The organism is Tardiphaga sp. 285_C5_N1_2 (genome assembly GCF_052076065.1).
In the GTDB taxonomy this organism is placed as follows: Bacteria; Pseudomonadota; Alphaproteobacteria; order Rhizobiales; family Xanthobacteraceae; genus Tardiphaga; species Tardiphaga robiniae.
Window position 1 is genome coordinate 5,161,501 of record NZ_CP197241.1, and the last position, 26,514, is coordinate 5,188,014.

Consider the following 26,514-nt stretch of genomic DNA (forward strand, 5'->3'; position numbering starts at 1 on the left):
GGATCAGTCCTGAGCAGCCTTGGCCGATGACAGGCCGAGCAGGCCCGCCAGCGAGCGATGATGCTTGGTATCGATTGTCGTGTAAGTGCTCATGCCGGCCTTCAGTCGCTTCACAAAGGGATCTGCATAATCGAGATAGATCCGCACCGGCACGCGCTGCACCACCTTGACGAAGTTGCCGGTGGCGTTTTGCGGCGGCAGGATCGCGAATTGCGCGCCGGTGCCAGGGCTCAGCGAACCGACAGTGCCCTTGAAGGCATGGTTCGGGAACGCATCGACATCGATCTCCACGGTCTGGCCGACGGCGATGTAAGTGAAATCGGATTCCTTCAGATTGGCATCGACCCACGGCCTGTTGTCGTCGATCACCGTGAGGATCGGCGTGCCGGCCATCGCGAAGCGGCCGAGCTGGATGTTATCGACCTGCGTCGCGACACCGGAGATCGGCGCCTTCAGCACGGTGTGGTCGAGATTGCGCTGCGCCTGATCGAGCGCCGACTGCGCCTGCGCGTAAGGCGGGAACTGAGCCAACGGCAGGTCGGGATTGCCGAGCAACTGGTTCATCGAGGTCGCGAGCTGCTGCCTCAGGAGTTCGAGCTGCGCCTTCGCGGTCACCGCCGCAGTCGCCGCATTGTCGAGATCGAGTTGCGAGCCGAAGTTGCTCTTGACCAGAGTCGACTTGCGTTCGACGTCGCGTTGTTTGAAGTCGACGCCCTGCTGCGCCAGATCCTGCATCTGGCCGTAGATCTTCACGTTGCTGACGAGGTTGTCATAGGTGGTCTTTGCCTGCGCCAGCTTGGCCCTGGCATCGTCAAGCGCCAGCCGGAACGGCACCGGATCGATCTCGAACAACACGTCGCCTTCCCTCACGTGCTGGCCTTCGCGCACCACGACCTTGTCGACCTTGCCGGAGATATCCGGCGTGATCAGCACCTTCTGCGCACCGACATAGGCATCGTCAGTGCCGACATAGCGACCGCCCGACAGATAGAAGGCGACGCCGCCAACAAGAACGATGGCCGGCAGTACGACCAGCAGCAACGTTCGCCGATAGCGCTTCAAAAATCCTGTCAGACCCTGACGCTGCGTCGTCGCGGCGCCATCGGATCCGCCCTCGGGCGCATCCTTGTCGGGAAATTTCAGCACGGGCTCAGCCATAGACTTGTTCCTTGGTCTTTGTGGCTGCGGGGTTCAGCGCAGCGCGGATATTGTCTTTGATGGTTTCCAGATGCGCGACCAGCTGGTGCATGTCGGCCTCGCTCACGCCGTCGAACGCGACCTGCATCAGGTTGCCGCGCAGCACCGCCAGCTTTGCCGTCAGCGGGCGCGCGGCCTCGGTGAGATAGAGGCGCTTGATGCGGCGGTCGGTGTCGTCATTGCGGCGTTCGATCAGGCCGCTGTCGCAGAGCTTGTCGATCAGCCGCGTCAGGCTGATCGGCGCCATTTCCATGGCGTCGGCGAGGTCGGTCTGTTTTTGCCCCTCATTGCGCTCGACCTTGGCGAGCACCGCCCATTGAGCGCGGGTCATGCCGAACTGGCGCGCTTCCTTGTCGGCCAGCTGTCGCAACATCCGCTGGGTCTCGAACAAAGCGGACAGGAAATCGGTGCCGGCGTCAGGCTGGCAGGACATGGAGGCGCTCCGTAAACTTAGCTTATTATAAGCAAGCTTATGAATAACGCATCGGTGGACGATACGACGCAGCCCCGCGATTAGCGCATGGCCAGGTCTCCCGGGCCTCCCCAAAATGGGCGGCACAACAAAAAGCCCGGCACGAGGCGGGGCTTGAGGTCGTCAGGAGGATCGAAAGGGTCAGTATTTGGCGACGACCGCGGGGCTGAAGGCGTAATTGATGCCGGCGCGGAAGACATGGTCATGGAAGCCGACCGAGGTCTGGTTGGCCGTCCCTCCGAAATAGGTCGCCGAGCCCAAATCGAGATACAGATATTCGAGCTTGGCCGACCAGTTGGTGCCGAACTTCTTTTCCAGACCGGCGCCCAGGGTCCAGCCGACACGGGTCTGCGATTCCGACAGCAGCGTGCCGGGAATCGTCACGGCGGCGCTGGCCGGTGTCGTGCCAGCAGAGCCCGGTCCGAAGATCTGGCCCGTTACTGTCGTCTATGTCGAATACTTGACCTCACCGACAACCAGACCGCCGGTGCCGTAGAGCAGCAGATCCGGCGTTGCCAGCAGGCCGACGCGGCCGCGGAAGGTCGCAAACCACGGGAAGCTCCATGAGCTGTTTGCCGAGGTCAGTGCGAGCAGATTGAAGTCACCGCCAGGCAAGGTGGTCCGCAGCGAACTCACCGGAGAGTTCGCACTGCCACGTTCACCGGTCCCCTGGATATCGGCTTCGAGACCGACGACCCATGTGCGATCGAGCTGCCAATTGTAGCCGATCTGGCCGCCGCCGAGGCCGCCATTGACATCCTGCTTGACCGGCGACGCAAAGGCGGTGCCCGGCAGGAAAGTGGCGTCGCCCTTGCCCCAGCTGTAGCCGCCGTTGAGGCCGACATAAAATCCGGTCCAGTTGATGCCGGGGTCCACCAGAACCGGCGCCTTGGCGTACATGCGGGGCGACAGATCCGCAGCGCCGGCGGTCGACGAAAACGCCACGATGGCGAGGCCCGCAGCGGCCAATACGGTGCGTTTCACCATCAGTCTCCTCAACAACAGATCAACAAAGGCAGGCCGAAGGCCCTGCTTCGATGATGTGTAGTTGAATGAGACATCAGCGACTTGGAACGGACGCGACGCGGCAGGACTGGGCGAGACTGGCACCGCAATTCGTTCTGCTTGTTGCGTTCAGGCCACATGGCGCATCACGAACTATCAAAGACAGAAATACCCAAAAGCGCGCTAGCTGCGATCATTATGAACGTGATCCGGCGCTGGCGCGACCAAGATGTAGTTCAATGCTTGCAGGACTGATCCTCGTGACTTCAGGGCCCGGTCCCGAAACGCCCGATTCATCAATCGCGGCTGCTTCCGAAAATCTGCCGACACCGCAGCTCCAATTCGGGCGCCTGACATTCAACGTCGAATCCCCTCTTCCGACGGACACCCCGCTTTCGACCGATACTGCATTGCACAGGTTGCCCGGCGCGATTGTTTTTATCGGCACAGGATTTCCGGCGAACGATCGCATGCCGGATGCTGCGACTGCGTCATCGCTCGACGATGTCGTCTTTGCAGTCGTTCTGAAAGGTCGCGCTCGCGCATCGCAGCATGGCCGCGAAGAAATCATCGAGCAGGACCATGCGGTCTTGATGACAACCAGGGACGCCGGTTGGCATACGTCATCTTGTGAGACGCAGCATCTGATCGTTCAGATCGACCGTGCTGCACTGTCGATCAAGGTGCCGAATCTCGGCGCCTGGCTCATGCGACCTGTCCTCCTGGAGGCTCGGACGTTGCGGCTAATGATGGCGCATTGTCAGGAAGCAATCGACCTCGACGGGTCCGCCCCCACCCATCTTCAACACCATGTCGTGGCCGATCTGTGTAGCCTGATCGCACTTCTGACAATCGGTTGCGAGAACCGCTCCGAGACATTTCCACCTTCCAGCACCCGCATGCTGCGCTTGCAGGCGATCAAGGCAGCCATCGAAGCAGGCCTCGGAAATCACGACCTCTCGGCCGAAACGCTGGCGGCGGCTCAGAAAATCTCGCCTGATTATGTCCGCAAGCTGTTTCGCGAACACGGCCTCAGCCTGTCGGAATATTTGCTCGAACGGCGTCTGGCCCTTGCTCATGCATTGCTACTCGACCCATTGCGGGCCGATGAGCGGATCGGGAAGATCGCGGACGAGGCCGGCTTCAACGATTTGTCGTATTTCAACCGGACATTCCGGCGCCGATATGCCACCTCGCCATCGGATCTGCGCAGAAGCGCGACTTGATCCGGTACGGTATACTCCTTCAACCTTTGCAATCGACCGGTCGGCGCCCCATCTGCAGGGAACGTTCGTCGTTTACCGCTGGATTTGGTGTAAGACTGGGGCCCAACGCCAAAAAGACGGGCACAATCACACCCAACGGGTTAAGCTACCTCCATATGGCAGTTCCGAAACCAACTTTCCCGGCTCCTGGCCACGATCACGACCGCTGTACGGCGGACGCCATGCATCATGCCGAGCATGTCTGTGCGGCCCGATCGCAAAAGCTGACCCCGATCCGCCGGCAGGTGCTTGAAGCGCTGCTCGCGAGCCATCGGCCGCTTGGGGCCTACGAGATCATCGATGAGTTGGCCAAGACCACTTCGCGTCCGGCACCCATCACCGTGTATCGCGCACTTGATTTCCTGATGGAGAACGGCCTCGTTCACCGCATCGAGAGCCGCAACGCCTTCCTGGCCTGCGCGCACGACCACGGCACGGCCTCGATGGTCGCGTTTCTGATCTGTGACCAGTGCGGGTCGGTCGGCGAAGTGCCGGCCACGAAAGTCGCGCAGAGCCTGAATGATGCCGCACGGACGACTGGCTTCGTCCCAAAACTGTCTGTTGTCGAAATCACCGGAACCTGCGCGCACTGTCAGGCGTGACGATCCCATAACAACACGGCGACAAGCCGGGCCCGAGGCTTCATGTCTGCAGAAACCATCATCAGCCCACCCGGCGGACGCGCACTCACCGCCGGCGCCATCGCCCTCGTGCTGATGCTGTGCCTGACCTGGGGCTTCAACCAGATCGCCATCAAGCTGGTGCTGCACGATATCCCGCCTTACACGCAGGCGATGCTGCGCTCGGCCGGCGCACTGCTGGTCATCCTGGCCATTGCGCGCATGCGCGGCGTCAAGCTGTTCGAACGCGACGGCACGCTGAAAGCGGGCCTGTTTGCCGGCGTGCTGTTCGGCATCGAATTCGTGCTGATCTTTCACGGCCTGCAGTTCACGACGGCCTCACGGGCCGCGGTTTTCCTCTACACGATGCCGTTCTTCGTGGCCTTCGGCTCCTATCAATTCCTGGGCGAACGCCTGCGCCCGGTGCAATGGGCCGGACTCGCGGTGAGTTTTGCCGGTGTCGCCGTCGCGATCGGCATCCCGCAGCCGGACGTCACCGCCGATGTGCTGATCGGGGATCTGATGATCGTCGCCGGTGCGGGGCTATGGGCCGCGACCACGCTGGTGGTTAAAACGACCCCGTTGCTCTACGTCGCGCCTGAAAAGGCATTGGGATACCAGGTCGGGCTGTCTGTCCCGATTCTGGGCCTGGCGGCGCTGCTGGCGGGCGAGACCGTGACCCGGGTTCCCGGTCCGCTGGCGCTGTCCCTGCTCTCGTTTCAGGCCTTCTGGGTGGTCGGCTTCACGTTTTTGCTCTGGTTCGGGCTGATCAAGACCTATTCCGCCAGCAAATTGTCGGCTTTTACCTTCATCACCCCTTTGTTTGGCGTCGCGGCAGGCTATCTCATCATGGGCGACCACCTGACCCCCGCCTTCGGCCTCGCTGCGTTATTGGTCGTCGCCGGGCTGGTCCTCGTTAACCGACCGGTCAGGGCCTAGGCCACTAACGCATTGCTGGATGTCATCTAAATCTGATATTCGAGACCCCATGAACAAGATTGAAATTCCGTCTGATATCGCCGGTCCGGCGCCCCGGCACCTCACCACACAGGTCATGGTTGGCAACGTCGCTGTCGGCGGCGGCGCCCCGATCGTCGTGCAGTCGATGACCAACACCGACACGGCCGACATCCAGGGCACCATCGACCAGGTCGCAGCGCTGTCGCGCGCGGGCTCGGAAATGGTCCGCATCACCGTCGACCGCGACGAGGCTGCCGCCGCCGTTCCGCATATCCGCGAGGCGCTCGACAAGCAGGGCATCACCACGCCGCTGGTGGGCGACTTCCACTACATCGGCCACAAGCTGCTCGCCGAATACCCGGCCTGCGCAGCAGCACTCGACAAATACCGCATCAATCCCGGCAATGTCGGCTTCAAGAGCAAGCGTGACAGCCAGTTCGCCGACATCATCGAGATCGCCAACAAGAACAACAAGGCCGTCCGCATCGGCGCGAACTGGGGTTCGCTCGATCAGGAACTGCTCACCAAGCTGATGGACGAGAACGCGCTGTCCGCGAATCCAAAGGACGTCCGCGCGGTGACGCGTGAAGCGATGGTGCAGTCGGCATTACTGTCGGCGGCCCGCGCCGAAGAACTCGGTATGCCGAAGAACAAGATGATCCTCTCCGCCAAGGTCTCGGCGGTGCAGGACCTCATCGCCGTGTATCAGACGCTAGCCTCGCGCTCCGACTATGCGATCCATCTTGGCCTGACCGAAGCTGGCATGGGCTCGAAGGGCATCGTCGCCTCCTCGGCCGCGCTGGGCATTCTGCTGCAGCAGGGCATCGGCGACACCATCCGCATTTCGCTCACCCCCGAGCCCGGCGGCGATCGCACGGTGGAAGTTCAGGTCGCGCAGGAGCTGCTGCAGACCATGGGCTTCCGCACCTTCGTGCCGCTGGTTGCAGCCTGCCCCGGTTGCGGACGCACCACCTCGACCACGTTCCAGGAACTGGCGCGCTCGATCCAGGATTTCATCCGCGACTCGATGCCAGGCTGGAAGACGCAGTATCCGGGCGTCGAAAACCTCAACGTTGCGGTCATGGGCTGCATCGTCAACGGCCCCGGCGAATCCAAGCACGCCAATATCGGCATCTCACTGCCCGGCACCGGCGAAAGCCCCGCCGCGCCAGTGTTCGTCGACGGCGAGAAATTCCGCACCCTGCGCGGCCCAAGCATTGCGGCCGACTTCAAGGCGCTGGTGATCGACTATATCGATCAGCGCTACGGCGCCAACGCCAAGGCACCGGAAGTCGTGACCGCGGCCGAGTAATTCAAGCAGCTGCTCCAAAATCAGCCGGCGACCGGATCATCCGTCGCCGGCTTTCTTCGTGCCGTATGACGGACATGAAGGATCACGACTTCATCCAAGCCTTCGTCAACTGCATAGAAGATCGAAAACGGATAGCGCACGATCGGCAGCATACGGGCCTCGTCTTCGCTCGTAGCCACACCTGTGAACGGGAATTGTTCGAGTTGTGTGCAAACCCGCTCGATACGAGCCACAACGGCACGTGCAGCCGCCTCATTGCGCTCGGATATATAAAGGAAAATCTCTTCGAATTCGATCAGGGCGGTCTTAGACCACCTGACTTTCATCAGCGAAAGCGATTGAAGAGAGCCGCAACTTCTTCTTCGCTAGCCAACTGGCCAGCTCGCATTTCAGCAAGACCGCGGAGCACGGCGGCCCGCTCTTCGTCATTCAATTGGTAGACACCGACGTGCTTTGCCTCGATCTCATTGAACGACGTCAAAAACTCTTCCTGCGCCTCTTCCGGCCAGGTGGCGACTTGTTCAAGGATGAGTTCGATATCCTGACGGGTCATCGATTATGTTTAGCACATTTTTGCTGCCATGGCGATAATTTCAATCTATAGTTTTATTTTAGGATACAGCACGCGAAGAGGCAGTCTTGCGTCTCGGCAATCGCTTATTCGGATTGGCACCCGGGCCGAACGCTACGGTCGCCGGCGCCTTTTTCTTTCTTGTCTCCTCAGCCTCTTCCAACGCTCAGATGTTTGGCCTGCCCGGCCGCTTCACGCGGCCTGACATCGCGCCATCACAGCAGACGCCGCCGGCCGCGCCCCCTCAGGTGCCGAAGCGGACCGGCAACGCTGCAGCTCACTGGGGACCACTCTTCAAAGCCCAAGTGGAGCGATGCTGGAAAAAGCCCGGTGGTGGCGGCAAGGAGCCGATCGAGGCAATCTTTGTGATCAAGCTGAATCGCGATGGCATGATCGATGAGGCGCGCCCGATATCGATCACCTCGACCACGCCCTATAGCAAGGCGTATCAGATGAGTTGCATGCGTGCGCTCGAGAACTGCCAGCCCTACAGGCTTCCTGATGCCTATTACGACGAGTGGCGCTTCTTCGAGCCGGTCTTCACCGAGCGCATCCGCTGAGCAACGCTACAGCGGAATCCGCCGGAACTCGCGGTTGCTCAGCCCCGCTTCTTCCAGATCCAGATCGCGCTCGATGCGGCGGCGGCTCTCGTCGGTGATCTTGCCGTCGCGCAGTTGCGCGTGGATGAATTTGCGCTCGGCCTTGATGAGTTCGCGCACCAGATCGATGCCAACCGCCGAGACGTCGACGTCGGGATCGAATTCGCCCGGCAACTGGTTCGAGCGGCTTTCATGGCGCGCGCGCAGCAGCTTCACGACCTCGTCGGATAGTTCGCGATCGTCGGTCATGGCATCGAGCCGCGCCAGGGCTGTGGCCAGCGCCTCCCGGCGCGTGGCGAGTTCGGCCTCATGCTCGGCGATATACTCCTCGCGGCCGATTTTGGTCACGCCGAGCCACTTCACCACGATGGGCAGGCACAGGCCGAAGCCAACCAGCGTGATGAGAATGATGTTGAAGGAGACGAACAGGATCAGGTCGCGCGACGGAAAGCCTTCGTTCGAGACCAGCGTGAATGGCAGCGCCAGCGCTGCGGCGAGCGATACGGCACCGCGCACGCCGGTGAAGGCGACGACGAAGGTCCATTGCCAGTTCGGCGCCGGATCGCGCTTGCGCAGGTCAGCGCTCAGCCAACGCGGTACATAAATCGCCGCATAGACCCAGACGAAACGCGCCACGATGATCACGACGGTGACGAGCACCGTGGCCCACATGATCTCGGCAAACGGAAACGCCTTCGATTTCTCGATCAGCGCCCGCATCTGGAAGCCGGTCAAAAGGAACAGTAGACCCTCGACCAGATAGATCACCAAATCCCAGAAGAAGATGCCCTGCAGGCGCGTCGCCGCCGAGATTAGCAGCGGGCCGTTCCAGGAAATGTAGAGACCGCAGGCCACAGTGGCGATGATGCCGGAGCCACCGAAATGTTCGGGAATGAGATAGGCGACATAGGGCGTCAGCAACGACAGTGTGATTTCGACCTGTGGATCGCGCGCGCGGTGACGCATGCGCAGGCTGATCCAGCCGATGGCGAGGCCGAAGACGAGTTCGCAGGCGAGAATGGCGACGAAGGTGCCGGCCGCCTTCGGCAGCGAGAACGCCCCCGTGGTGATCGCCACCACCGCAAAGCGATACAGGATCAGCGTCGTCGCATCATTGGCGAGACCCTCGCCTTCCAGCACCACCAGAATGCGGCGCGGCAGGCCGATTTTTCGCGCAATCGCCAGCGGCGCCACCACGTCGGGCGGCGCGACGATGGCGCCGAGCAGGAAGCCGACCGACCACGGCAGCCCGATCAGAAAATGCGTCGCGGTGGCGACGAGGCACGCCGTGAAGATCACGCAGCCGACGGCCAGGAGCGTGATGATCCGCAGATTGGCGCGGAATTCGCGCCAGCTCATGGCGACGGAGGCCGAATAGATCAGCGGCGGCAGCACGCCGAGCAGCACCACATCCGGCGGCAATTCGATCGATGGCATGCCCGGCACGAAGGCCAGCGCAATGCCGGCCAGCAGCAGCAGGATCGCGGGGGCGATGCTGATGCGCTTGGCCAGCCACGCGGTGCATGCGAGGGCGGCGATCAGGACCAGGAAAATCTGAAACTTGGCTTCCACGCGGCGGCATCCTCTACACGCCTAATTTGCCCGGATGGGAAGTGAGGTCAATGCGATCGTCATTGCGAGGAGCCCTTGCGACGAAGCAATCCAGTCTTACTTCGCTTGTGGCCTTCTGGATTGCCGCGTCGCTTCGCTCCTCGCAATGACGGCGGAGAGGTCGAAGCTCAGATCGCGCTTGCCGCGATATTGACCATCAGCGCCACCAGCGCCGTGTTGAAGATGAAGGAGACGATGCCGTGGGCCGTGGCGGTGCGGCGGATGGATTTCACGGTGATGCCGACGTCGGAGACCTGCGCGGTCATGCCGATGACGAAAGAGAAATACACGAAGTCCCAATAATCGGGCTGTTCCTTCGTGTCGTCATCGCCAGACGGAAATGCCAACCCGCCGGGTTTGGCTCCGCGATAGAATTGATGGGCATAGTGCAGCGAGAAAGTCGTGTGCACGGCGGCCCAGGACGAGGCGATGGTGACGATCGCCAGCGTCAACTCCCAGCCCGTGCGATGACCCTCACCAAGTTCGAACACGATGGCCGCGATGCTGGCGAAGGCGCCCAAGGCTGCCACCAGCAGGATGATGAAACTGCCATCGTCCTGCAGGGCGGCGTTGCGGCGGATGTGTTTCTGACCGCCGCTTGACAGCATCATGCCGTAGACCAGCATGAGATAGAACGCGATGAACACGTCCCAGCCGATCAGCAGACGCGTCACCAGCCGCAGCGAGGATGGCAGCACGAAGAACGCGACGATGCCGATCAGAAGCGCCAGAAACGTGCGCGGTCGCCCATAGACGACACGGAGCGGCGCCGGCATCTTGCGAAAACGGACAAGGAGCTCATCGAGATCCTTGCCCGTCTCCGACATGATCAGGTCTTCCTTAGTTCTTGCGCTCGGCCACGAAGCGGGCGGCGGCGCGCAGCACGTCGCCCTTGGCGCCGAAGATCGACAGCGATGCGTCGGCAGTGGCGATCAGATCGGCGACACGCTTCTTGGCGCCTTCTACGCCGAGCTGCGTGACGAACGTCGTCTTGTTCAGTACGGCATCGGCACCGGCGGGCTTGCCGAGCGCCGCGGCGTCGCCTTCGACGTCGAGCAAATCATCGGCGATCTGGAAGGCTTCGCCGAGCGCGCGGCCGTAATCGTCGAGCGCCTTGTATTCCTTCTGCGTGGCCTGGCCGAGCAGCGCACCGGCGATGACGCCGTAACGCAGCAGCGCACCGGTCTTCATCTGCTGAACACGCGCGACGTCGACCGGCCCCTTGTCGCCGAAGCGGCCTTCGCCGGCGAGATCGAGCATCTGGCCACCGACCATGCCGCCCAAACCAGCGCAGCGCGCGAGGGCTCGGGTCAGCAGCAGGCGCACCGTCGCATCGGAATGGATCTCATCGCGGGTGACGATGTCGAAGGCCAGCGTCAGCAGCGCGTCGCCGGCGAGGATTGCGGTGGCATCGTCGGTCGCCTTGTGCAGGGTCGGGCGGCCGCGGCGCAGGTCGCTGTTGTCCATCGCCGGTAGATCGTCGTGGATCAGCGAATAGCAGTGGATGCATTCGAGGGCGGCGCCAACCAGCAGCGCCTGCTCGCGATGCACGCCGAATACCGCCGCGCTCTCGACCACCAGGAACGGACGCAGCCGCTTGCCGCCGCCGAGCGAGGAGTAACGCATCGCATCCATCAGCCGCTTCGGCCGGGCGATTTCATCGGGTAGCACGCCATCGGCGAGCACTTTGGTCAGTACGGCTTCGGTATCGTCCGCGGTCTGGTCCAGGCGCGAGGCAAAATCTTTGGTGGAAGCACCGGTCGACATTAAGAATAGCTCCAGAACAATTTGGCCGGACAATCCTCTATGGCAAAGGCCACGTCAATTGCGCCTGCGGCGTCCCGCCGCGATTGGTCGCGGCAAGCTTAACCGGCTTGAAAAGAGCGGGGAAAGCCCGCTTTATCAGCGGCATAGCTCCGACCGGGAACGCCCCTCTTGCGCCTTATCCGCCGCCTCATCCTGATCGGAATCCTGCTCCTCGCATTGCCCTATCTGCTGACGCCGCTTTATGCCGTCGGCCGGCCGATTTCGGCGCTGATGGCCTGGCGCTGGATCACCGGTTCCCCCGTGGAGCGGACCTGGGTTGACCTCAAGGCCATGTCGCCGGCGCTGCCGCGCAGCGTGGTCGCGTCCGAAGACGCCAAATTCTGCAGCCATCGCGGCATCGACTGGGATTCCCTGCAAAACGCCATCGACGACGCCCAGGACGGCGAAGTCTCCGGCGGCGGTTCCACCATCACCCAGCAGGTGGCGAAAAACCTGTTCCTGTGGTCGGGCCGCAGCGTGATCCGCAAGGGCCTCGAAATCCCGCTGGCCATGTGGGTCGATCTGATGCTGTCCAAGCAGCGGATCCTGGAAATCTACCTGAATATCGCCGAAATGGGCCCATCCGGGCAGTTTGGCGCCCAGGCCGGCGCCGAATATGCCTTCAATCGGCCGGCCTCAAACCTGTCGGCCCGGGAAGCCGCGCTTCTGGCGGCGATCCTACCCAATCCGGTCACCCGCAGCGCCCGGACGCCGGGGCCGGGGGTGCGGCGTCTGGCGGGAACCTATATGGCGCGGGCGCAGGCGGCGGAGCTGCAGAGGTGCTGGAACTAGGCTGTCATTCCGGGACAGGCGCAGCGCCAGCTGCGAACGAGCCCGGAATCCCGATATGTTCAAAACACTTCGAGGTTCCGGGCCCATGCCCGTCGGCTTTGCCGCCGGTCCTGTCCCGGAACGACGAGTTCGGGGCCCCATTTGCCCTAAAATTCCCGCGGCCCCGCCCTAGCCATCGCGTCGTCATTCCGTTATAAGCCCGGCCTTATCAGCGATTTTGCCCGCGCGTTCTGTGCTGGCCGCCTGTCACCGGGCGCCGATCGAAACCATCTGCCAAGAACCTGCAAGGACTTTTCCTATGGCCGTTCCGAGAAGAAAAACATCGCCGTCGCGGCGTGGCATGCGTCGTTCGGCTGACGCACTCAAGACCCCGACCTATGTCGAGGACAAGGACTCCGGCGAACTGCGCCGTCCGCACCACCTCGACCTGAAGACCGGCATGTATAAGGGTCGTCAGGTTCTGAAGGTGAAGAAAGAATCCTGACCACTGGATGGAGGGCAGCGCCACGTCAGGTGGCGCCGCCTTCGCTCGTCCACGTAAGGTCCGGGTCAGGCGGGTCGAAGCGCCAGCGGGCAAGCCGAGAAAGCTGTTCAGACTATAATTCTGAACTGGTCTTCCGCCCGAATTCGCTCCAACTCTGGAGCTAATGCGTTGTCCCGGTGATGTCCTGCATCGCCCACATGCGTTCTGGTTCTCTCGCTCGCAAAGAAGGCCTTCGATGGCGTCGATCGGTTTCCCGCTGCTGCTGATTCCAGTGGCGATCTGCAACATCATCGCCTTCCTGATGCCCGACCTCGCGCTGTCGGGTCCGATCCCCCTCTTCCCGATCACGCTGATGTCGAAAGACATCTGGATGGTGACGCTCAACGACCTGCTCGTTGCGCTCAGCATTCTCTTGCTGTGGCTCGAAGTGATGCGCGCCGCGCGCCCGGCGCCGAAATATTTCACCGATCATTTCCTGTCGCTGCTGGTGTTCGGCGCGGCAGCTACTGAATTCGTGATGCTGCCGAAATTCGGCAACGCGACCTTCTTCCTGATCACCCTGACGGCGATGGTGGATTTCCTCGCCGGCATCTCGCTCCGCGCCCGCCGTCCGCGCCGCGTCGCCGCGCCGGTTTATGCACCGGAGCCAGCACCGCGTTATGAGCCAGCGCCAGTCGCTCCGACGCCTCCGCCCACTCACGTTCCGGCCGCGACGTCAGTTGCCGAAGCCGTGCTGACCGATCGTCCGGAGCCAAAGGTCGAGAAGCTCGAACGGATCGAGCCGAAACTTGAATCGACCCCGGTCCCGCCGGAAGTCGCGGCGCATACGTCGCCGCAAATCACGTCACCGGATTTGCAGCCGGGTGGCGTCGCGTCGCCTGACGACAAGCCGAAGACGTAAGCGACGGACCTCTCAGCCCGTCGTCCTCGCGAATGCGGGGACCCATAGCCTCCGATTTCAAAACTGAAACAGGGGCAGAGCCACATCCACAGCGTCTTTTATTAATTCTTCGGTGTTTATGGGTCCCCGCCCCGCGCACGCCTTCGGCGTGCTAGGCGAGGACGACAGCGGAGAGTGCCGAGTCAGGCCGTACGCTGCGTGCGGCTGATCGCCGATCCCGCAACATACATATTTGCCACCGCCCGATAGGCCGCCTCGACATCGGCGACATCCGCGCGGCGCAGCACCCGCGTTTGCGGCGCCTGCTCGGCGGTCGCGATCAGATGTGCGATGAAGGATGCGTCGGGCCGTGCCACGCGTGACGACACCGGGGCGGTATGCTGCACCGGCTCAAGCCGCGTCAGCGCGACGGCTTCCACGATGACCGACTCTTTTTCGACCACGAAATCGCCGGCGCGCCGCATCGGCTGCGGCGTCGTGGCGTAAGCGCGGGTCGCGGAAATCGACATCGTTAACAGTGCTCGCGTCTCAATACGGGACGAGGGTTGCCCCTCCACCCTCTGCGTCGCAAGGGTCGTGCCGCGGCTCTCCACAACTCAGATCGGGGCCTCATCAGCTTTGCGAAGGCCTGCCCGGCTACACTTTCTTAAGTCTTTAGGAACTTTGACTAACGATTGTAGCGATCTGAGCCGTATTGTCGGGGGGCGAATCACCCGATGACGTCCCAAAACGAGGCGACTTTGACATCCGCTGTTTCCCAGAGCGCCGATTCTTCCTTGCAGGCAGGTCGCGCTTCCGAGCCGCAGGCAGCAGAGATTCTGGCCGCACTCGGCCAGGCCGCCTTCATCTGGGACATTGCCAGCGACCGGATCACCTGGACCGACCAGGCCGCCGCCATCTTCACCGACATTTCCCCGGCCGCCATCGCCAGCGGCGCCGAGCTTGCGACTCTTATTGAGCCGCAGCGTGGCATTCGCACCGAGGCACTGGCCAAGGCACTCGCTTCCGGCGGCGGCACCTACCGGATCGAATACGGACTACGCGCCTCGACCACGGCCGCCGTGCTGTGGATCGAGGAAAGCGGCAACTGCCGTGCCGATGCCGCGGGCAAGGCGGTGCGTGTCGAAGGCGTCGTCCGCATCGACAACGAACGCCATGCCCGCGACGAACAACTGCTGAAACTGGCGCAGCACGATCCCGTCACCGGCGAACTCAATCGTGCGCATCTTCTGGCGTCGCTTGCCGAAGCGATCGAGGAAGCCACCCGCTTCCGCTCGTCCTTTGCCTTCATGCTGATCGGCATCGATCATCTGGCGCGCATCAACGACGCCTTCGGCTTCGATATCGCTGACGAGGTGATCGTCGAGATCGCCAGGCGGATTCGCGCGCGGCTGCGCGGCGGCGACGTGATGGGCCGCTTCTCCGGCAACAAGTTCGGCCTGATCCTGAAGAACTGCACTGTTGACGATGCCACCATCGCCGCCGAGCGCTTTCTGGTCGGCATCCGCGACGACGTCATCCCGACGCAATCCGGCCCGGTCTCGGTGACCGCCACCATCGGCGCCGTCAGCGTTCCCCGCTATGCGCAGAACGTCAACGAAGCCGTCAACCGCGCGCAGGAAACCCTGAACGGCGCCAAGCGCCGCCGCCACGGCAGCTTTGCCCTGTGGCGGCCGAACGTGGAGCGCGATGCGCAGCGCCGCGTCAATATCCGCGTCACCGACGAGATCGTGACTGCGCTGAACGAGCGCCGCATCGTCACGGCCTTCGAACCCGTGATGCATGCCGACAGCCGCACCCCCGCTTTCTATGAAGCGCTGGTGCGCATGAAGCAGGATGACGGGCAATTGCTGCTGGCGCCGGATATCGTGCCGGTGGCCGAGAAGCTGGGGCTGATCCGGCTGGTGGATCACCGCGTGCTCGAACTGGTCGTCGCCGAACTCGCCGCCGCGCCGGATGTGCAGCTCTCGCTGAACATCTCGCCGGATACGACAATGGATCCGGACTGGTGGACCTCCATCGAGTCGATGATGGCGGCCCATCCCGGTGTCGCGCAGCGGCTGATCGTCGAGATCACCGAGACCGTGGCCATCCAGGACCTCGACGACGTCCGCGGCTTCGTCACGCGGCTGAAGAATTTCGGCAGCCGCATCGCCATCGACGATTTCGGCGCCGGCTACACCTCGTTCCGCAATTTGCGCAAGCTCGGCGTCGATATCGTCAAGATCGACGGCGCCTTCGTGCAGAACATCGCGCATTCCGCCGACGACCGCGCTTTCGTGCAGACCCTGATCGATCTGTGCCATCGGCTCGGCATCAAGACCGTCGCCGAATGGGTGCAGGACGAGGAGTCCGGCCTGCTGCTGCGCGACTGGGGCTGCGACTACATTCAGGGTCGCCTTACCGGCCTCGCGTCATCCGCGCGTCCGTGGCTGGACCCGGCATCGCTGCCGAAGCCGGCGGTGGGATAGTTTCGGTCCCACACTGTCATTCCGGGCTATCTACCTTCGTCATTCCGGGGCGCTTTCTCAGCGAAGCTGAGAATGCGAACCTCAGCCACTCCAATGGGAGTGGCGGGGAATCTTGTTATGGTATGAACACATCCAGATTCCGGGTTCGCGACCGCCAAGAGGCGTTCGCGCCCTCAGGCAAACCAATTGGTTTGCCGGGAATGACGCTGGGGATACTAACGGGGGGCTCTCATGAACTTCATCGGTAATCTTCTGACCGCGCTGGTCGCGGCGCTGCACATCTATTTTCTCGTGCTGGAAATGTTTCTCTGGCAGAAGCCGCAGGGCCTGAAGACCTTCCGGAACACGCCGGAGAAGGCCGAGATCACCGCAGTGCTCGCCGCCAATCAGGGCCTCTATAACGGCTTCCTCGCCGCCGGGCTGATCTGGGGCCTGCTGCATTCCGCACCCGCCTTCGCGTTCCAGATCAAGGCGTTCTTTTTGCTGTGCGTGATCGTCGCCGGTGCTTACGGCGCAGCGACGGTGAGCAAGCGCATTCTCTATGTGCAGGCTGCACCGGCGGCGCTGGCGCTGATCGTGTTGTGGCTGGCAAGTTAGCCCGGAGCGCCGCGCGGCTCCTTCTCCCCGCCTGCGGGGAGAAGGGTGGGATGAGGGGCATGGCACGCAGCCGCGACAAACGTTCGCCCTCGGATCGCACAAACTGTGCAGCGGCTCACTGACCCGCACCGACGGAGTTAGGGTCAACCCGTGTGCATGGCCCCTCACCCGCCGCGAAGGCGCGGCGACCTCTCCCCACCTAGCGAAGCTTCGCTTCGCCAGGAGCGGGGAGAGGTGAAGGAAAGTGCCCATCTCCTCGCCTTGCCAACGCGAAATCCTTGCCTCACACTCCCCGATAACGACGGCGCCCACACGGGAACGACTGTCGAGTGACATCATCAGGGAGGCAACGACATGAGAACTACGCTTCTTCATCGCTTCGCCACATCGGCCAAATTCGTCGGGATGGCGGCGATTGCGCTCACGGCCACATCCGCCGCGATCAATCCGGCATCCGCGCAGAAGAAATACGATCCCGGCGCCACCGATACCGAGATCAAGATCGGCCAGACCGTGCCGTTCTCGGGCCCCGCCTCGGCCTATTCGTCGATCGCCAAGACGCAGCTCGCTTATTTCAAGATGGTCAACGACCAGGGCGGCGTCAACGGCCGCAAGATCAACCTGATCCAGTATGACGACGCCTATTCGCCGCCCAAGGCCGTGGAGCAGGTGCGCAAGCTGGTCGAATCCGACGAAGTCCTGCTGACCTTCCAGATCATCGGCACGCCGTCCAATGCGGGCGTGCAGAAATATCTGAACCAGAAGCAGGTGCCGCAACTGTTCGCCGCCACCGGCGCCACGCGCTTCACCGATCCGAAGAACTTCCCCTGGACCATGGGCTACAATCCCAACTACCAAACCGAAGGCCGGATCTACGCCAAATACATCCTGAAGAACCATCCGACCGCCAAGATCGCCATCCTCTGGCAGAATGACGATCTCGGCCGTGACTATCTCACCGGCATGAAGGCCGGGCTCGGCGACAAGGCCGCGTCGATGATCGTTTCGGAAGCGTCCTATGAACTCGCCGACCCGACCATCGACTCGCAGATCGTCAAGCTGAAGTCCTCCGGCGCCGACCTCTTGTTCAACGCCTCGACGCCGAAATTCGCCGCGCAGGCGATCAAGAAGGTGGCGGATCTCGGCTGGAAGCCGATCCACATCGTCGACATCAATGCGACCTCGGTGGGCGCCGTGCTGGTGCCTGCGGGGCTCGACAATTCCAAGGGTCTCATCTCGACCAATTACGGCAAGGACCCGCTGGACCCGCAGTGGAAGGACGACGAGGGCATGAAGCGCTACATGGCCTTCATGGACAAATATTATCCCGACGGCGACAAGAACTCGAACTTCAACACCTATGGCTACGGCAATGCCCAGCTCATGGTGGAAGTGCTGAAGCGCTGCGGCGACGACCTCACCCGCGCCAATGTGATGAAGCAGGCCAGCAGCATTTCGGGCTTCAAGACCGATCTCGGCCTGCCCGGCATGAGCCTGTCCACCTCACCCACCGACTACCGCGTCAACAAGCAGTTGCAGATGCAGCGCTTCAACGGCGAGCGCTGGGAACTGTTCGGCCCGATCATCGAGGATGATTCGGCGGGTTAGGCTGCACACGACAAAGCCACGCGCGGGATCATCGGCGCGTGGCTTTGCATTTGTGCGCGGCTTCAACTTTCGCTGACGCGCTCAACACTCTCACCACGTCATGCCCGGGCTTGACCCGGGCATCCATCTTACTTGTTAGCGTACAGCAAAGCTGGATGGCTGGGTCATCTAGCGAAGCTCGCCTCGCACTGCTCGGCCATGACGAGAGTGTGGTGCGTGTGGCAGAGGCCTCCGGCGCAAGCGCGCCATCGCGCACCTATGCCGTCTTAGCAAACATCGTCAGCACACCATCGGCGATATTGATCGCCACCACCTGCGCCGAACTCATGCCCTTTTCCTTGAGCGCATTGGCGGCCGCCGGCGACGCATCGATCGAGGCGCGCAGCGCCTTCAGATCCTCCTCGCTGGATTTCGACACGACCTCCTCGACCTGCTTCTTCACCGCCTCCGGCAATTGCTTGACGTCCACCACCTGGATGCTGGAAATCTTGGCGCTGGTCCGCTCGCCGGATTTGGCCGGAGCCTTCTCAGCCTGGTTCGCAGCTCCCTGTGCGAGCACGAAACCCGGCGTGCCGAGCGAGAGAATGGCCGCGAGGGCCGTCGCTGTCATAATGCGCATGGTCGTTCCTTTCCGGTTGGGAAGGAGCGAAGCAATAGCGATGAAGTGTGCGGAAGGTCTGGAATGGGTGTGGTAGTTTAGTGAGGTTAATGCGGCGATGATGTGGGAGACATCGCGAGCGCAGATTTTCGCCGCCTCTATTGAGTAGGTTTGGAAGACTGAGTAACTAAATCTAACCACTTTCTTGAGATTCTATAGGAACTTGAGAGGCTCCTATGGCTGACACATCAATCGAGTGGACTGACGCAACGTGGAATCCGGTCGCCGGATGTACCGTGCTGACAGCTGGATGTACAAACTGCTACGCAATGCGGATGGCCGCCAGACTCGATGCGATGGGCGCTGAAAAATACAAAGGGCTTACTCGCAAGAGCGGAGGCAGAGCCGTTTGGACCGGGAAAATTCGTCTCGATGAAAAATCACTCGATGCGCCGCGATCATGGTCGAAGCCGCGCAAGGTCTTTGTGAATTCTATGTCCGACCTGTTTCACGACGATGTGCCAGTCGAGTTTATCCGTCGTGTCTGGAAGGTGATGCAAGACACGCCGCGCCACACCTATCAGATTTTGACAAAGCGCCCGGAGCGGATGGCGCAGATTCTCAACCATCCGGGCTTTTCCGTACTTCCGAATGTGTGGCTTGGCACAAGCGTCGAAGATGGCCGCGTTCTCAATCGCCTAGATGCGATTAGAGCCGTGCCGGCAGCAGTGCGGTTTGTATCGCTAGAACCACTCATTGGATCTGTTGCCGCGGGCGACCTACGAGGAATTCATTGGGTGATCGTTGGCGGGGAGAGCGGCCCGCGCTCACGCGAGATGAAACTCGAATGGGTAGATGAGATCGAAGCTATGTGCCGGCGGTCAGGGGCAGCATTCTTCTTTAAGCAGTGGGGCGGGAAGAACAAGAAAGCAGCTGGCCGCCTACTTCGTGGTCGAACTTTTGATGAGATGCCGCTTCGAGTCTAAAAGATGACTCCCGATATTCGTTGCCAAGCCGATTGCTTTTGGCGTCTTGTTTGAGATGCAGAGGAAAAGCGAGAACATCTGTGGCCCTTTGCGAACGGGCAATGCCAACGGTTTGAGAACTTTACTAAATATGGTGCTGAGCCTCTTCTGAACATAAGCTTCAAGTCCGCGTGGGTCCAAGTCCCTTCGCCGTTCTGGAATGGCACCCAGCAGGTCGGCGGCCTCAACAGGATATAACTCCGACTCCCACGCTGCAGAGCCGAACATACGCGTAAGCGCAGCACGCTTAGATTCATCGATATCCGGTAGGCGACGCGTTGCCTGTCTAAATAGACCTGCTAGTGGGAACAAGAACCAAACGTCAATTGCTTCTGTTGAAGCAAGTGCTTCTAGTGTGGACCATTCGACCTCCATTCCGTATGGGTCAAGGAAGACCACAGCTCTCTTGTCATCCCATCTGTTGTTGTCCACCAGTTGTCGCAGTGCTGTATTGGCATCTTCTTCCGCGACCACAATCTTCCGCTGAAGATTGTGTGCAGCTAGATCGTTTAATGCAGCTACGTAATTTTTATTCTTTTCGATAAATACGAGAAAATCGAAGAGTGGGCGCGTATCGATAGCAATTTGAGCCGAGCCGCGCCGGCGCTCAACCACCTCGTCGGCTGGTGCCTCAACTAGAGAGGCTCCCTTTCGCTCTGTTCGCACTGTGCGACTGCCTGTCCCAGCGAAGGCGTCGATGTACCAAAGGTTCTTAAAGTGAGGCCTTAGAGCGGTCGTGAATGCACGTAGATATCCTTCAATGATGGATAGCTTGAGTTCGGTGTGCTGACCTCCAAACTCGTGATCGATCATCTACAAGCCCCACTCGAAGGCCTCCCCAGACCCTCAAATTAGAATGCCTCAACCAGTACGCGAGAACAAGATTGAACTAACTTTTTAGCTGTTCACCAGTTGACACCTTTACGGATCAGACTATATTCCTTTTCGTCCTACTCACGAGGGGCGCTTCTCGAGGGCGCTTTCGAAGTGGAGTTTGGATGCGGCGCCCGCGGACGTGCCTCGCAAGCACGCACTCGGGAGGTCGGGGGTCACCGTCCGGGCCCACTACGGGGCTCTGCCGGAAACGGCTGGACGGGTGCGGGTGAAGGCAGGCGAAAGCCTGTCCGGAACGAAGGACTTTCATTAGTCCTGCCCAGTACCCGGAAGCACGGTCCCTCGAACAGAAAAGCCGCGATGGCGCGCCGAAAGGCGATGCGCGGATCGCAAGGGCCTTCGCAAGGCCGGAGCGACACGCGAGAATGTTGAAGTTGCGCCTTTCGGCGCGTCATCCCCCTCATTGTCGAGGGGGAAAACCGGTCCACCCGCTTTGCGCCACGGGCGCGATACGGACGGCGCGTGGGCGGTGGTAAGATTTCCCTTTTTGCTGGACGTGGCTGTTTGACAGTTGAAGCGGAAGCCGCGGCAGCGTGTGACGCAGGGCGCGCTCCACATACTCTCGTGTCATCCCCGCCTAGTGCGCCGAAGGCGCACGCGGGGCGGGGATCCATAGACACGTGCAGAGATAATCGAGACGAGGATCTCGCAACGCTTATCCTTCGGGCCAAACATGAACTCGGAGGTTATGGATCCCCGCCTTCGCGGGGATGACAGCCATGTTGGCAGAGGCTTCGCGCATACGAGCACGTACAAATAGCGGCCTGACCATGGAACCGCGTTTCCCTTACGTTAACTTCTGCGTAACCGCCCCTTAAACCGCGGCGGCTAGGCTCCGCGGTATCGGGTGGCGTGGTGTTTGCGTATGGCGTGGGGCAAGAAAAAGAGCGGGCGCAAGGAGCCGACCTTCGGGATCGGCGCGGCGCTGTCCGATCTGCGCCTCACGGCGGATGATCGCGTGCCCGGCGGCGGCGATGATCGGCCCAAGAAGACTCCCAAACAGGCGCCGAAACGCGAGTCCAATAGTGGCGGCGACAAGCCGCGCAAATCCAGAACTTCGAGCAAGGCGCGCAGCGGCGGTTTCGGCAAGGGCGTCAAGCGGCTGTTCTACTGGGGCGCGGTGCTCGGCCTGTGGGCGGCGATCGCCATTGTCGGCGTCGTGATCTATGTCGGCGCGCATCTGCCGCCGATCCAGTCGCTGGAAATTCCGAAGCGCCCGCCGACGATTCAGATCGTCGGCATGGACGGCACGGTGCTGGCGACGCGCGGCGAACAGGCCGGCGCCAATGTGTCGCTGAAGGATCTGCCGCCCTATCTGCCGAAGGCGTTCATCGCGATTGAAGACCGGCGGTTCTATTCGCATTACGGCGTCGACCCGATCGGCATCGCGCGCGCGGCGGCCACCAACCTGATGCATCGCGGCGTGTCGCAGGGCGGCTCGACGCTGACGCAGCAGCTCGCCAAGAACCTGTTCCTGACGCAGGAGCGCACCATGGCGCGCAAGCTGCAGGAAGTGGAGCTGGCGTTCTGGCTGGAGCGCAAACATTCCAAGGCGGAGATCCTGGAACTGTATCTCAACCGCGTCTATTTCGGCTCCGGCGCCTACGGCGTGGAAGCGGCGGCGCAGAAATATTTCGGAAAACCCGCCAAGAACGTCACGGTGGCGGAAGCGGCGATGCTGGCGGGGCTCGTGAAGTCGCCGTCGCGCCTCGCGCCGAACCGCAATCCGGAAGGCGCCGAGGCGCGCGCCAAGGTGGTGCTGGCGGCGATGCAGGACGCCGAATTCATTACGGCCGCGCAGGCCAAGGGCGCGACCGGCGTGCCGCAATACAACGTCAAGCCGGTCGGCGCCGGCACGGTGAATTATGTCGCCGACTGGATCGGCGAAGTGCTGGACGATCTCGTCGGCCAGGTCGACGAGAGCATCATCGTCGAGACCACCATCGATCCCAAGCTGCAGAGCGTGGCCGAAGCCGCGATCATCGACGAACTCGCTGCGAAGAGCGTCAAGTTCAACGTCACGCAGGGCGCGCTGGTGGCGATGACGCCGGACGGCTCGGTGCGCGCCATGGTCGGCGGCCGGAACTACAGCGAGAGCCAGTTCAACCGCGCGGTGACCGCGAAGCGCCAGCCGGGATCAAGCTTCAAGCCGTTCGTCTATCTCACCGCCATCGAGGCGGGGCTGACGCCGGAGACGATCCGCACCGACGCGCCGATCGATATCAAGGGCTGGAAGCCGGAGAACTACACCCACGAATATTTCGGCTCGGTGACCCTGACCCAGGCGCTGTCGATGTCGCTGAATACGGTGGCCGTGCGGCTCGGCATCGAGGTCGGCCCGGCCAGTGTGGTGCGCACGGCGCATCGGCTGGGCATCGCCTCGAAGCTGGAAGCCAATGCCTCGATCGCGCTCGGCACCTCGGAAGTGTCGATGACCGAACTGGTCGGCGCCTATGCGCCCTTCGCCAATGGTGGCCTCGCCGTGTCGCCCCATGTGGTGAACCGCATCCGCACCGTCGAAGGCAAGAAGACGCTGTATACGCGCCCAGCGGAGACCGCGAGCCAGGTGATCGACGGCCGCGCCGTGGCGATGATGAACACGATGATGCAGCAGACGATTTTGTCCGGCAGCGCCAAGAAGGCCGAGCTGCCGGGCTGGCAGGCCGCGGGCAAGACCGGCACCAGCCAGGATTTCCGCGACGCCTGGTTCATCGGCTACACCTCGCAGCTCGTCACCGGCGTCTGGCTCGGCAATGACGACAATTCGCCGACCAAGAAGGCGACCGGCGGCGGACTGCCGGTGGAGATCTGGTCGCGCTTCATGAAGACAGCGCATCAGGGCCTGCAGCCGCAGCCGGTGCCTGGATTGGCGCCGTCGAATTCGTTCAGCACCAATCCGATCGGCCAGGCGCTGTCGAGCCTGCTGCCCGGATCGCCCGCACCGTCGCCATCAGCGCCACCGGAACGCGGCTATGTGCCAAGCGCCCCCGTCTATAACGGCTATCGCCCGCAGCCGCCGGCACCGACCCAGACCAGCTACCCCGCCGCGCGCCAGCAGCCACAGCAGAACGTGCGGCCGGAAGCCGCGAGCGGGCTCGATGGCTGGCTGACGGAGCGACTGTTCGGGAGATAGTGAGCGAGCGTCCCGGACACGATGCACAGCACCGCGGCCGGGACAGGAAGCTCAGTCCTGCACGCCGAAGCGATGCAGGTCGTTGCCATGGGTATCGAGCCAGGCCTTGGCGCGTTCGGTTGCGGGGCAGATACGCCCGACCACGCGCCAGAACTTCACCGAGTGGTTCATCTCGACGAGATGCCCGACTTCATGGGCCGCGAGATAATCCAGCACGAAGGGCGGCGCGAGGATCAGACGCCAGGAGAACGACAGCGAGCCCTCGGTGGTGCACGACCCCCAGCGGCTCGACTGATCGCGGATCGAGATCCGCTTCACCTTGACGTTCAGCTGCGCCGCATAGCGGTTCGATGCCTTGACGAGATCGGCCTTGGCTTCGCGCTTGAGGAAATCGTGGATACGTCGGTCGATATGCTCGACATCGCCGGCGACGCAGATGATCTTTTCGCCGTTGTCGCGGGTCTCGGTCCACACCGTCCCCCGCCCCGCGCGGTGCACGATTCTATGCGGAGTTCCCCGCAACGGAACCGTTGTGCCGTGTTCGAAGGGTGCTGCCTTCGGCAAACGGCCGAGACGCGCGGCGATCCAGGCGCCATGACGTTGTGCAAAGTCCTTTGCATCGGCCAATGACCCACGCGGCGGCATGGTCAGGATGGCTTCGCGCTCGCTCGGATGAATGCGCAGCGTATAACGCGTCGCACGGCGGTGCCTGCGCAGGCGTATGGCGAAGATCTGGGAGCCGTGTTTGACGGCAAGCGTGTCTGGTTCGGTGGGGCGGCGGTAGAGAAGTGCGCGGAAGGCCATGTCAGTAGTCCCGGTCGTCAGTAGATCGACCGGATTCTGCCATAACCGCCGCCACGGGAATTGCTCGGCGCAAAAACAAATCATTTGCCCAATATACGGGGTCAAAAGGCGATTTGTCCCCTACCGGATGGGGTCCGGAACAGGAATCTGGATTCAAAAGAACGTTGAATTTCGGAATCTAAGAGTGAATCGCGCACCGCTGCTAGAAATAGGCGGAAAATCCGGTTTCCATGCCTATTTTCAAGGGCTTAGAAAGCGCGCCATCGCAACTCACCCGCGATGATCGCGCATTTCAACGATGTTGTTTTCGATTCATCGATGGTGATCGCGCACATGCGATGACGATGCATCGTCACCGCATGTGCGCGTGTTGAATCACTCAGCAGCAGCGGCGCGATGGCGCGCGCTTGCTGCGCTCAGCATGAAGTCAGACACGCGCGGCACGATTTCAGATTTGAATCGCGATCCATTGAACACGCCGTAGTGTCCAACGCCCTTCTGAACGTAATGCACACGACGCTCATCGGGGATCGAACTGCACAACATATGCGTCGCTTCGGTCTGACCGAGGCCGGAAATATCGTCGTTCTCGCCTTCGACGGTCATCAGCGCAACGTTGACGACCTTCGACGGATCAACAGGCTTGCCGCGATGGGTCATCTCGCCCTTCGGCAGCGCATGTTTGACGAACACGGTATCGACGGTCTGCAGGTAATACTCTGCAGTCAGATCCATCACCGCCAGATATTCGTCGTAGAATTCGCGATGCTTGTCCACGAGATCGCCATCGCCCTTCACCAGGTTCTCGAACAGCTTCTTGTGTGCTTCCACGTGGCGGTCGCGATTCATGCTGATGAAGCCGCTGAGCTGCAAAAAGCCTGGATAGACGTCGCGCATGATACCTGGATGCGGAAACGGCACCTTGGTGATCACGTTGTTGCGGAACCAATCCATGCCCTTTTCGGCCGCGAGATTGTTCACAGCGGTCGGATTGCGGCGTGTATCGATCGGGCCGCCCATCAGCGTCATCGACAGGGGCACATAGGGATCGTTCTCGGCTTCCATCACCGACACCGCAGCAAGCACCGGCACGGCGGGCTGACAGACGGCGAGAACATGGACGTTGCCGCCGAGCACGTGGAACATCTCGATCACATAGTCGATGTAGTCTTCGAGATCGAAGCGGCCCGCGGCCAGAGGTACCTGACGCGCATCCGACCAGTCGGTGATGTAGACCTCATGGGTCGGCAGGAAGGCTTCGACGGTACCGCGCAGCAATGTCGCGTAGTGACCGGACATCGGCGCCACGATCAACACACGCGGCTGCGGTGCGCGCAGCGGACGCGGGTGCTTGCGATCGAAATACAACAGACGGCAGAACGGCTTTTCCCACACCGAGCGAATCTCGATCGGCGTGCGCACGCCGTTCACGTCGGTATCGTGAAGGCCCCATTCCGGCTTGCCGTAGCGACGCGTGGTGCGCTCGAACAATTCGCAGCCCGCTGTCACCGACTTGCCGAACTCGGTCTGCGAGAACGGATTCAGCGGATTCTGAAACAGCATCCTGGTAGCGTCTGTCATCGCGCGCGCCGGATTGAGCGACGCGTAGGCCATCTCATACATCCAGTACATCGGGGTGGTCAGAGCCGGGCTCGTCTCGGACGGCAGGGCTGGCGGCCTGCCAAATTCACCTATCGGCATCTGTCCTCACTCGTTGAGCGTCTGCTTTTGCGCTGCAGTATATACTGGTGTCTGCGTAAGAAAGCGTCAATGCGCCGCACACATGGCT

General features: G+C 61.8%; 27 protein-coding genes. 13 read left to right on the top strand and 14 right to left on the bottom strand.

Features of this window, described 5'->3' with window-relative positions:
• Window positions 1-3: 3 nt before the first annotated feature.
• From AB7951_RS24465 to AB7951_RS24480, 4 genes are all read right to left on the bottom strand, one after another.
• Window positions 4-1,158, bottom strand: a complete 1,155-nt coding sequence (locus AB7951_RS24465) for an HlyD family secretion protein (RefSeq protein WP_120288299.1) — start codon at window positions 1,156-1,158, stop codon at window positions 4-6.
• Entirely contained in the window at window positions 1,151-1,630 is a 480-nt protein-coding gene (locus tag AB7951_RS24470) for a MarR family transcriptional regulator (protein ID WP_120288298.1), read from the bottom strand. The genes AB7951_RS24465 and AB7951_RS24470 overlap by 8 nt, the downstream gene beginning before the upstream one ends.
• A 180-nt stretch (window positions 1,631-1,810) precedes the next feature.
• Complete coding sequence (locus tag AB7951_RS24475) at window positions 1,811-2,098, bottom strand: outer membrane beta-barrel protein (RefSeq protein WP_441256130.1); 288 nt, start codon at window positions 2,096-2,098, stop codon at window positions 1,811-1,813.
• A gap of 18 nt (window positions 2,099-2,116) precedes the next feature.
• Complete coding sequence (locus tag AB7951_RS24480) at window positions 2,117-2,656, bottom strand: outer membrane protein (RefSeq protein ID WP_441256076.1); 540 nt, start codon at window positions 2,654-2,656, stop codon at window positions 2,117-2,119.
• A gap of 488 nt (window positions 2,657-3,144) precedes the next feature.
• Here AB7951_RS24480 and AB7951_RS24485 point away from each other — a divergent pair, with 488 nt between their 5' ends.
• The 4 genes from AB7951_RS24485 (at window position 3,145) to ispG (ending at window position 6,831) form a co-directional block, all read left to right on the top strand.
• Complete coding sequence (locus tag AB7951_RS24485; RefSeq protein ID WP_158596748.1) at window positions 3,145-3,900, top strand: helix-turn-helix domain-containing protein; 756 nt, start codon at window positions 3,145-3,147, stop codon at window positions 3,898-3,900.
• A 155-nt stretch (window positions 3,901-4,055) separates the two neighbouring features.
• Window positions 4,056-4,541: a Fur family transcriptional regulator gene (locus tag AB7951_RS24490; RefSeq protein ID WP_092139844.1), complete on the top strand. Its 486-nt coding sequence runs from the start codon at window positions 4,056-4,058 to the stop codon at window positions 4,539-4,541.
• Between the two features lie 42 nt (window positions 4,542-4,583).
• Window positions 4,584-5,498: a DMT family transporter gene (locus AB7951_RS24495; protein WP_120288296.1), complete on the top strand. Its 915-nt coding sequence runs from the start codon at window positions 4,584-4,586 to the stop codon at window positions 5,496-5,498.
• Between the two features lie 49 nt (window positions 5,499-5,547).
• Window positions 5,548-6,831, top strand: coding sequence for a flavodoxin-dependent (E)-4-hydroxy-3-methylbut-2-enyl-diphosphate synthase (gene ispG, locus AB7951_RS24500; protein WP_089262692.1), 1,284 nt, complete (start codon window positions 5,548-5,550; stop codon window positions 6,829-6,831).
• A 20-nt stretch (window positions 6,832-6,851) separates the two neighbouring features.
• On the opposite strand, the gene AB7951_RS24505 is transcribed toward ispG, so the two are convergent.
• Entirely contained in the window at window positions 6,852-7,157 is a 306-nt protein-coding gene (locus AB7951_RS24505) for a type II toxin-antitoxin system RelE/ParE family toxin (protein ID WP_441256077.1), read from the bottom strand.
• On the bottom strand, window positions 7,157-7,384 hold the full coding sequence (locus tag AB7951_RS24510; protein ID WP_120288294.1) for a hypothetical protein: 228 nt from the start codon (window positions 7,382-7,384) through the stop codon (window positions 7,157-7,159). Before AB7951_RS24510 ends, AB7951_RS24505 begins: the two co-directional genes overlap by 1 nt.
• An 86-nt stretch (window positions 7,385-7,470) precedes the next feature.
• On the opposite strand from AB7951_RS24510, the gene AB7951_RS24515 reads away from it, so the two are divergent.
• Complete coding sequence (locus AB7951_RS24515) at window positions 7,471-7,962, top strand: hypothetical protein (RefSeq protein ID WP_439083791.1); 492 nt, start codon at window positions 7,471-7,473, stop codon at window positions 7,960-7,962.
• 6 nt (window positions 7,963-7,968) lie between these two features.
• Here the strand turns inward: AB7951_RS24515 and AB7951_RS24520 are convergent, their stop codons facing one another.
• The 3 genes from AB7951_RS24520 to AB7951_RS24530 all read right to left on the bottom strand — a co-directional run bounded on the left by AB7951_RS24520 (window position 7,969) and on the right by AB7951_RS24530 (window position 11,379).
• A complete protein-coding gene (locus AB7951_RS24520; RefSeq protein WP_120288292.1) occupies window positions 7,969-9,573 on the bottom strand; it encodes a Na+/H+ antiporter in 1,605 nt (534 codons plus the stop codon).
• Between the two features lie 167 nt (window positions 9,574-9,740).
• On the bottom strand, window positions 9,741-10,439 hold the full coding sequence (locus tag AB7951_RS24525; RefSeq protein WP_089262695.1) for a DUF1345 domain-containing protein: 699 nt from the start codon (window positions 10,437-10,439) through the stop codon (window positions 9,741-9,743).
• Window positions 10,440-10,452: 13 nt separating this feature from the next.
• The gene (locus tag AB7951_RS24530) at window positions 10,453-11,379 is read right to left on the bottom strand and encodes a polyprenyl synthetase family protein (RefSeq protein ID WP_120288291.1); all 927 of its coding nucleotides are present in this window, start codon (window positions 11,377-11,379) and stop codon (window positions 10,453-10,455) included.
• A 168-nt stretch (window positions 11,380-11,547) separates the two neighbouring features.
• Here AB7951_RS24530 and mtgA point away from each other — a divergent pair, with 168 nt between their 5' ends.
• The 3 genes from mtgA to AB7951_RS24545 all read left to right on the top strand — a co-directional run bounded on the left by mtgA (window position 11,548) and on the right by AB7951_RS24545 (window position 13,595).
• Entirely contained in the window at window positions 11,548-12,210 is a 663-nt protein-coding gene (gene mtgA, locus AB7951_RS24535) for a monofunctional biosynthetic peptidoglycan transglycosylase (RefSeq protein ID WP_120288290.1), read from the top strand.
• Between the two features lie 298 nt (window positions 12,211-12,508).
• Window positions 12,509-12,694 carry a 50S ribosomal protein L32 gene (rpmF, locus tag AB7951_RS24540; RefSeq protein WP_068732923.1) on the top strand — a complete coding sequence of 62 codons (186 nt, stop codon included), beginning with the start codon at window positions 12,509-12,511 and terminating at the stop codon, window positions 12,692-12,694.
• A gap of 235 nt (window positions 12,695-12,929) precedes the next feature.
• Window positions 12,930-13,595 carry a hypothetical protein gene (locus AB7951_RS24545; protein ID WP_120288289.1) on the top strand — a complete coding sequence of 222 codons (666 nt, stop codon included), beginning with the start codon at window positions 12,930-12,932 and terminating at the stop codon, window positions 13,593-13,595.
• A 182-nt stretch (window positions 13,596-13,777) separates the two neighbouring features.
• Here AB7951_RS24545 and AB7951_RS24550 read toward each other — a convergent pair whose 3' ends face one another.
• The gene (locus tag AB7951_RS24550; RefSeq protein WP_120288288.1) at window positions 13,778-14,104 is read right to left on the bottom strand and encodes a hypothetical protein; all 327 of its coding nucleotides are present in this window, start codon (window positions 14,102-14,104) and stop codon (window positions 13,778-13,780) included.
• A gap of 207 nt (window positions 14,105-14,311) precedes the next feature.
• Here AB7951_RS24550 and AB7951_RS24555 point away from each other — a divergent pair, with 207 nt between their 5' ends.
• The 3 genes from AB7951_RS24555 to AB7951_RS24565 all read left to right on the top strand — a co-directional run bounded on the left by AB7951_RS24555 (window position 14,312) and on the right by AB7951_RS24565 (window position 18,271).
• Window positions 14,312-16,066 carry a phosphodiesterase gene (locus AB7951_RS24555; protein ID WP_120288287.1) on the top strand — a complete coding sequence of 585 codons (1,755 nt, stop codon included), beginning with the start codon at window positions 14,312-14,314 and terminating at the stop codon, window positions 16,064-16,066.
• Between the two features lie 231 nt (window positions 16,067-16,297).
• Complete coding sequence (locus tag AB7951_RS24560) at window positions 16,298-16,663, top strand: DUF1304 domain-containing protein (RefSeq protein ID WP_089262707.1); 366 nt, start codon at window positions 16,298-16,300, stop codon at window positions 16,661-16,663.
• 405 nt (window positions 16,664-17,068) lie between these two features.
• Window positions 17,069-18,271 (top strand): ABC transporter substrate-binding protein, encoded by a 1,203-nt coding sequence (locus AB7951_RS24565; RefSeq protein ID WP_231081223.1) that lies wholly within the window; start codon window positions 17,069-17,071, stop codon window positions 18,269-18,271.
• A 256-nt stretch (window positions 18,272-18,527) separates the two neighbouring features.
• Here the strand turns inward: AB7951_RS24565 and AB7951_RS24570 are convergent, their stop codons facing one another.
• A complete protein-coding gene (locus AB7951_RS24570; RefSeq protein WP_120288285.1) occupies window positions 18,528-18,890 on the bottom strand; it encodes a hypothetical protein in 363 nt (120 codons plus the stop codon).
• A gap of 215 nt (window positions 18,891-19,105) precedes the next feature.
• Here AB7951_RS24570 and AB7951_RS24575 point away from each other — a divergent pair, with 215 nt between their 5' ends.
• Window positions 19,106-19,855 (top strand): DUF5131 family protein, encoded by a 750-nt coding sequence (locus AB7951_RS24575; RefSeq protein WP_093759745.1) that lies wholly within the window; start codon window positions 19,106-19,108, stop codon window positions 19,853-19,855.
• On the opposite strand, the gene tcmP is transcribed toward AB7951_RS24575, so the two are convergent.
• Window positions 19,811-20,707 (bottom strand): three-Cys-motif partner protein TcmP, encoded by an 897-nt coding sequence (tcmP, locus tag AB7951_RS24580; protein ID WP_120288284.1) that lies wholly within the window; start codon window positions 20,705-20,707, stop codon window positions 19,811-19,813. The genes AB7951_RS24575 and tcmP overlap by 45 nt on opposite strands.
• A gap of 946 nt (window positions 20,708-21,653) precedes the next feature.
• On the opposite strand from tcmP, the gene AB7951_RS24585 reads away from it, so the two are divergent.
• Window positions 21,654-23,921 carry a transglycosylase domain-containing protein gene (locus tag AB7951_RS24585; protein ID WP_120288283.1) on the top strand — a complete coding sequence of 756 codons (2,268 nt, stop codon included), beginning with the start codon at window positions 21,654-21,656 and terminating at the stop codon, window positions 23,919-23,921.
• A gap of 51 nt (window positions 23,922-23,972) precedes the next feature.
• Here AB7951_RS24585 and AB7951_RS24590 read toward each other — a convergent pair whose 3' ends face one another.
• Window positions 23,973-24,809, bottom strand: a complete 837-nt coding sequence (locus AB7951_RS24590; RefSeq protein WP_089262719.1) for a M48 family metallopeptidase — start codon at window positions 24,807-24,809, stop codon at window positions 23,973-23,975.
• A gap of 291 nt (window positions 24,810-25,100) precedes the next feature.
• The gene (locus AB7951_RS24595; RefSeq protein WP_089262721.1) at window positions 25,101-26,426 is read right to left on the bottom strand and encodes a polyhydroxyalkanoate depolymerase; all 1,326 of its coding nucleotides are present in this window, start codon (window positions 26,424-26,426) and stop codon (window positions 25,101-25,103) included.
• Window positions 26,427-26,514 lie beyond the last annotated feature (88 nt).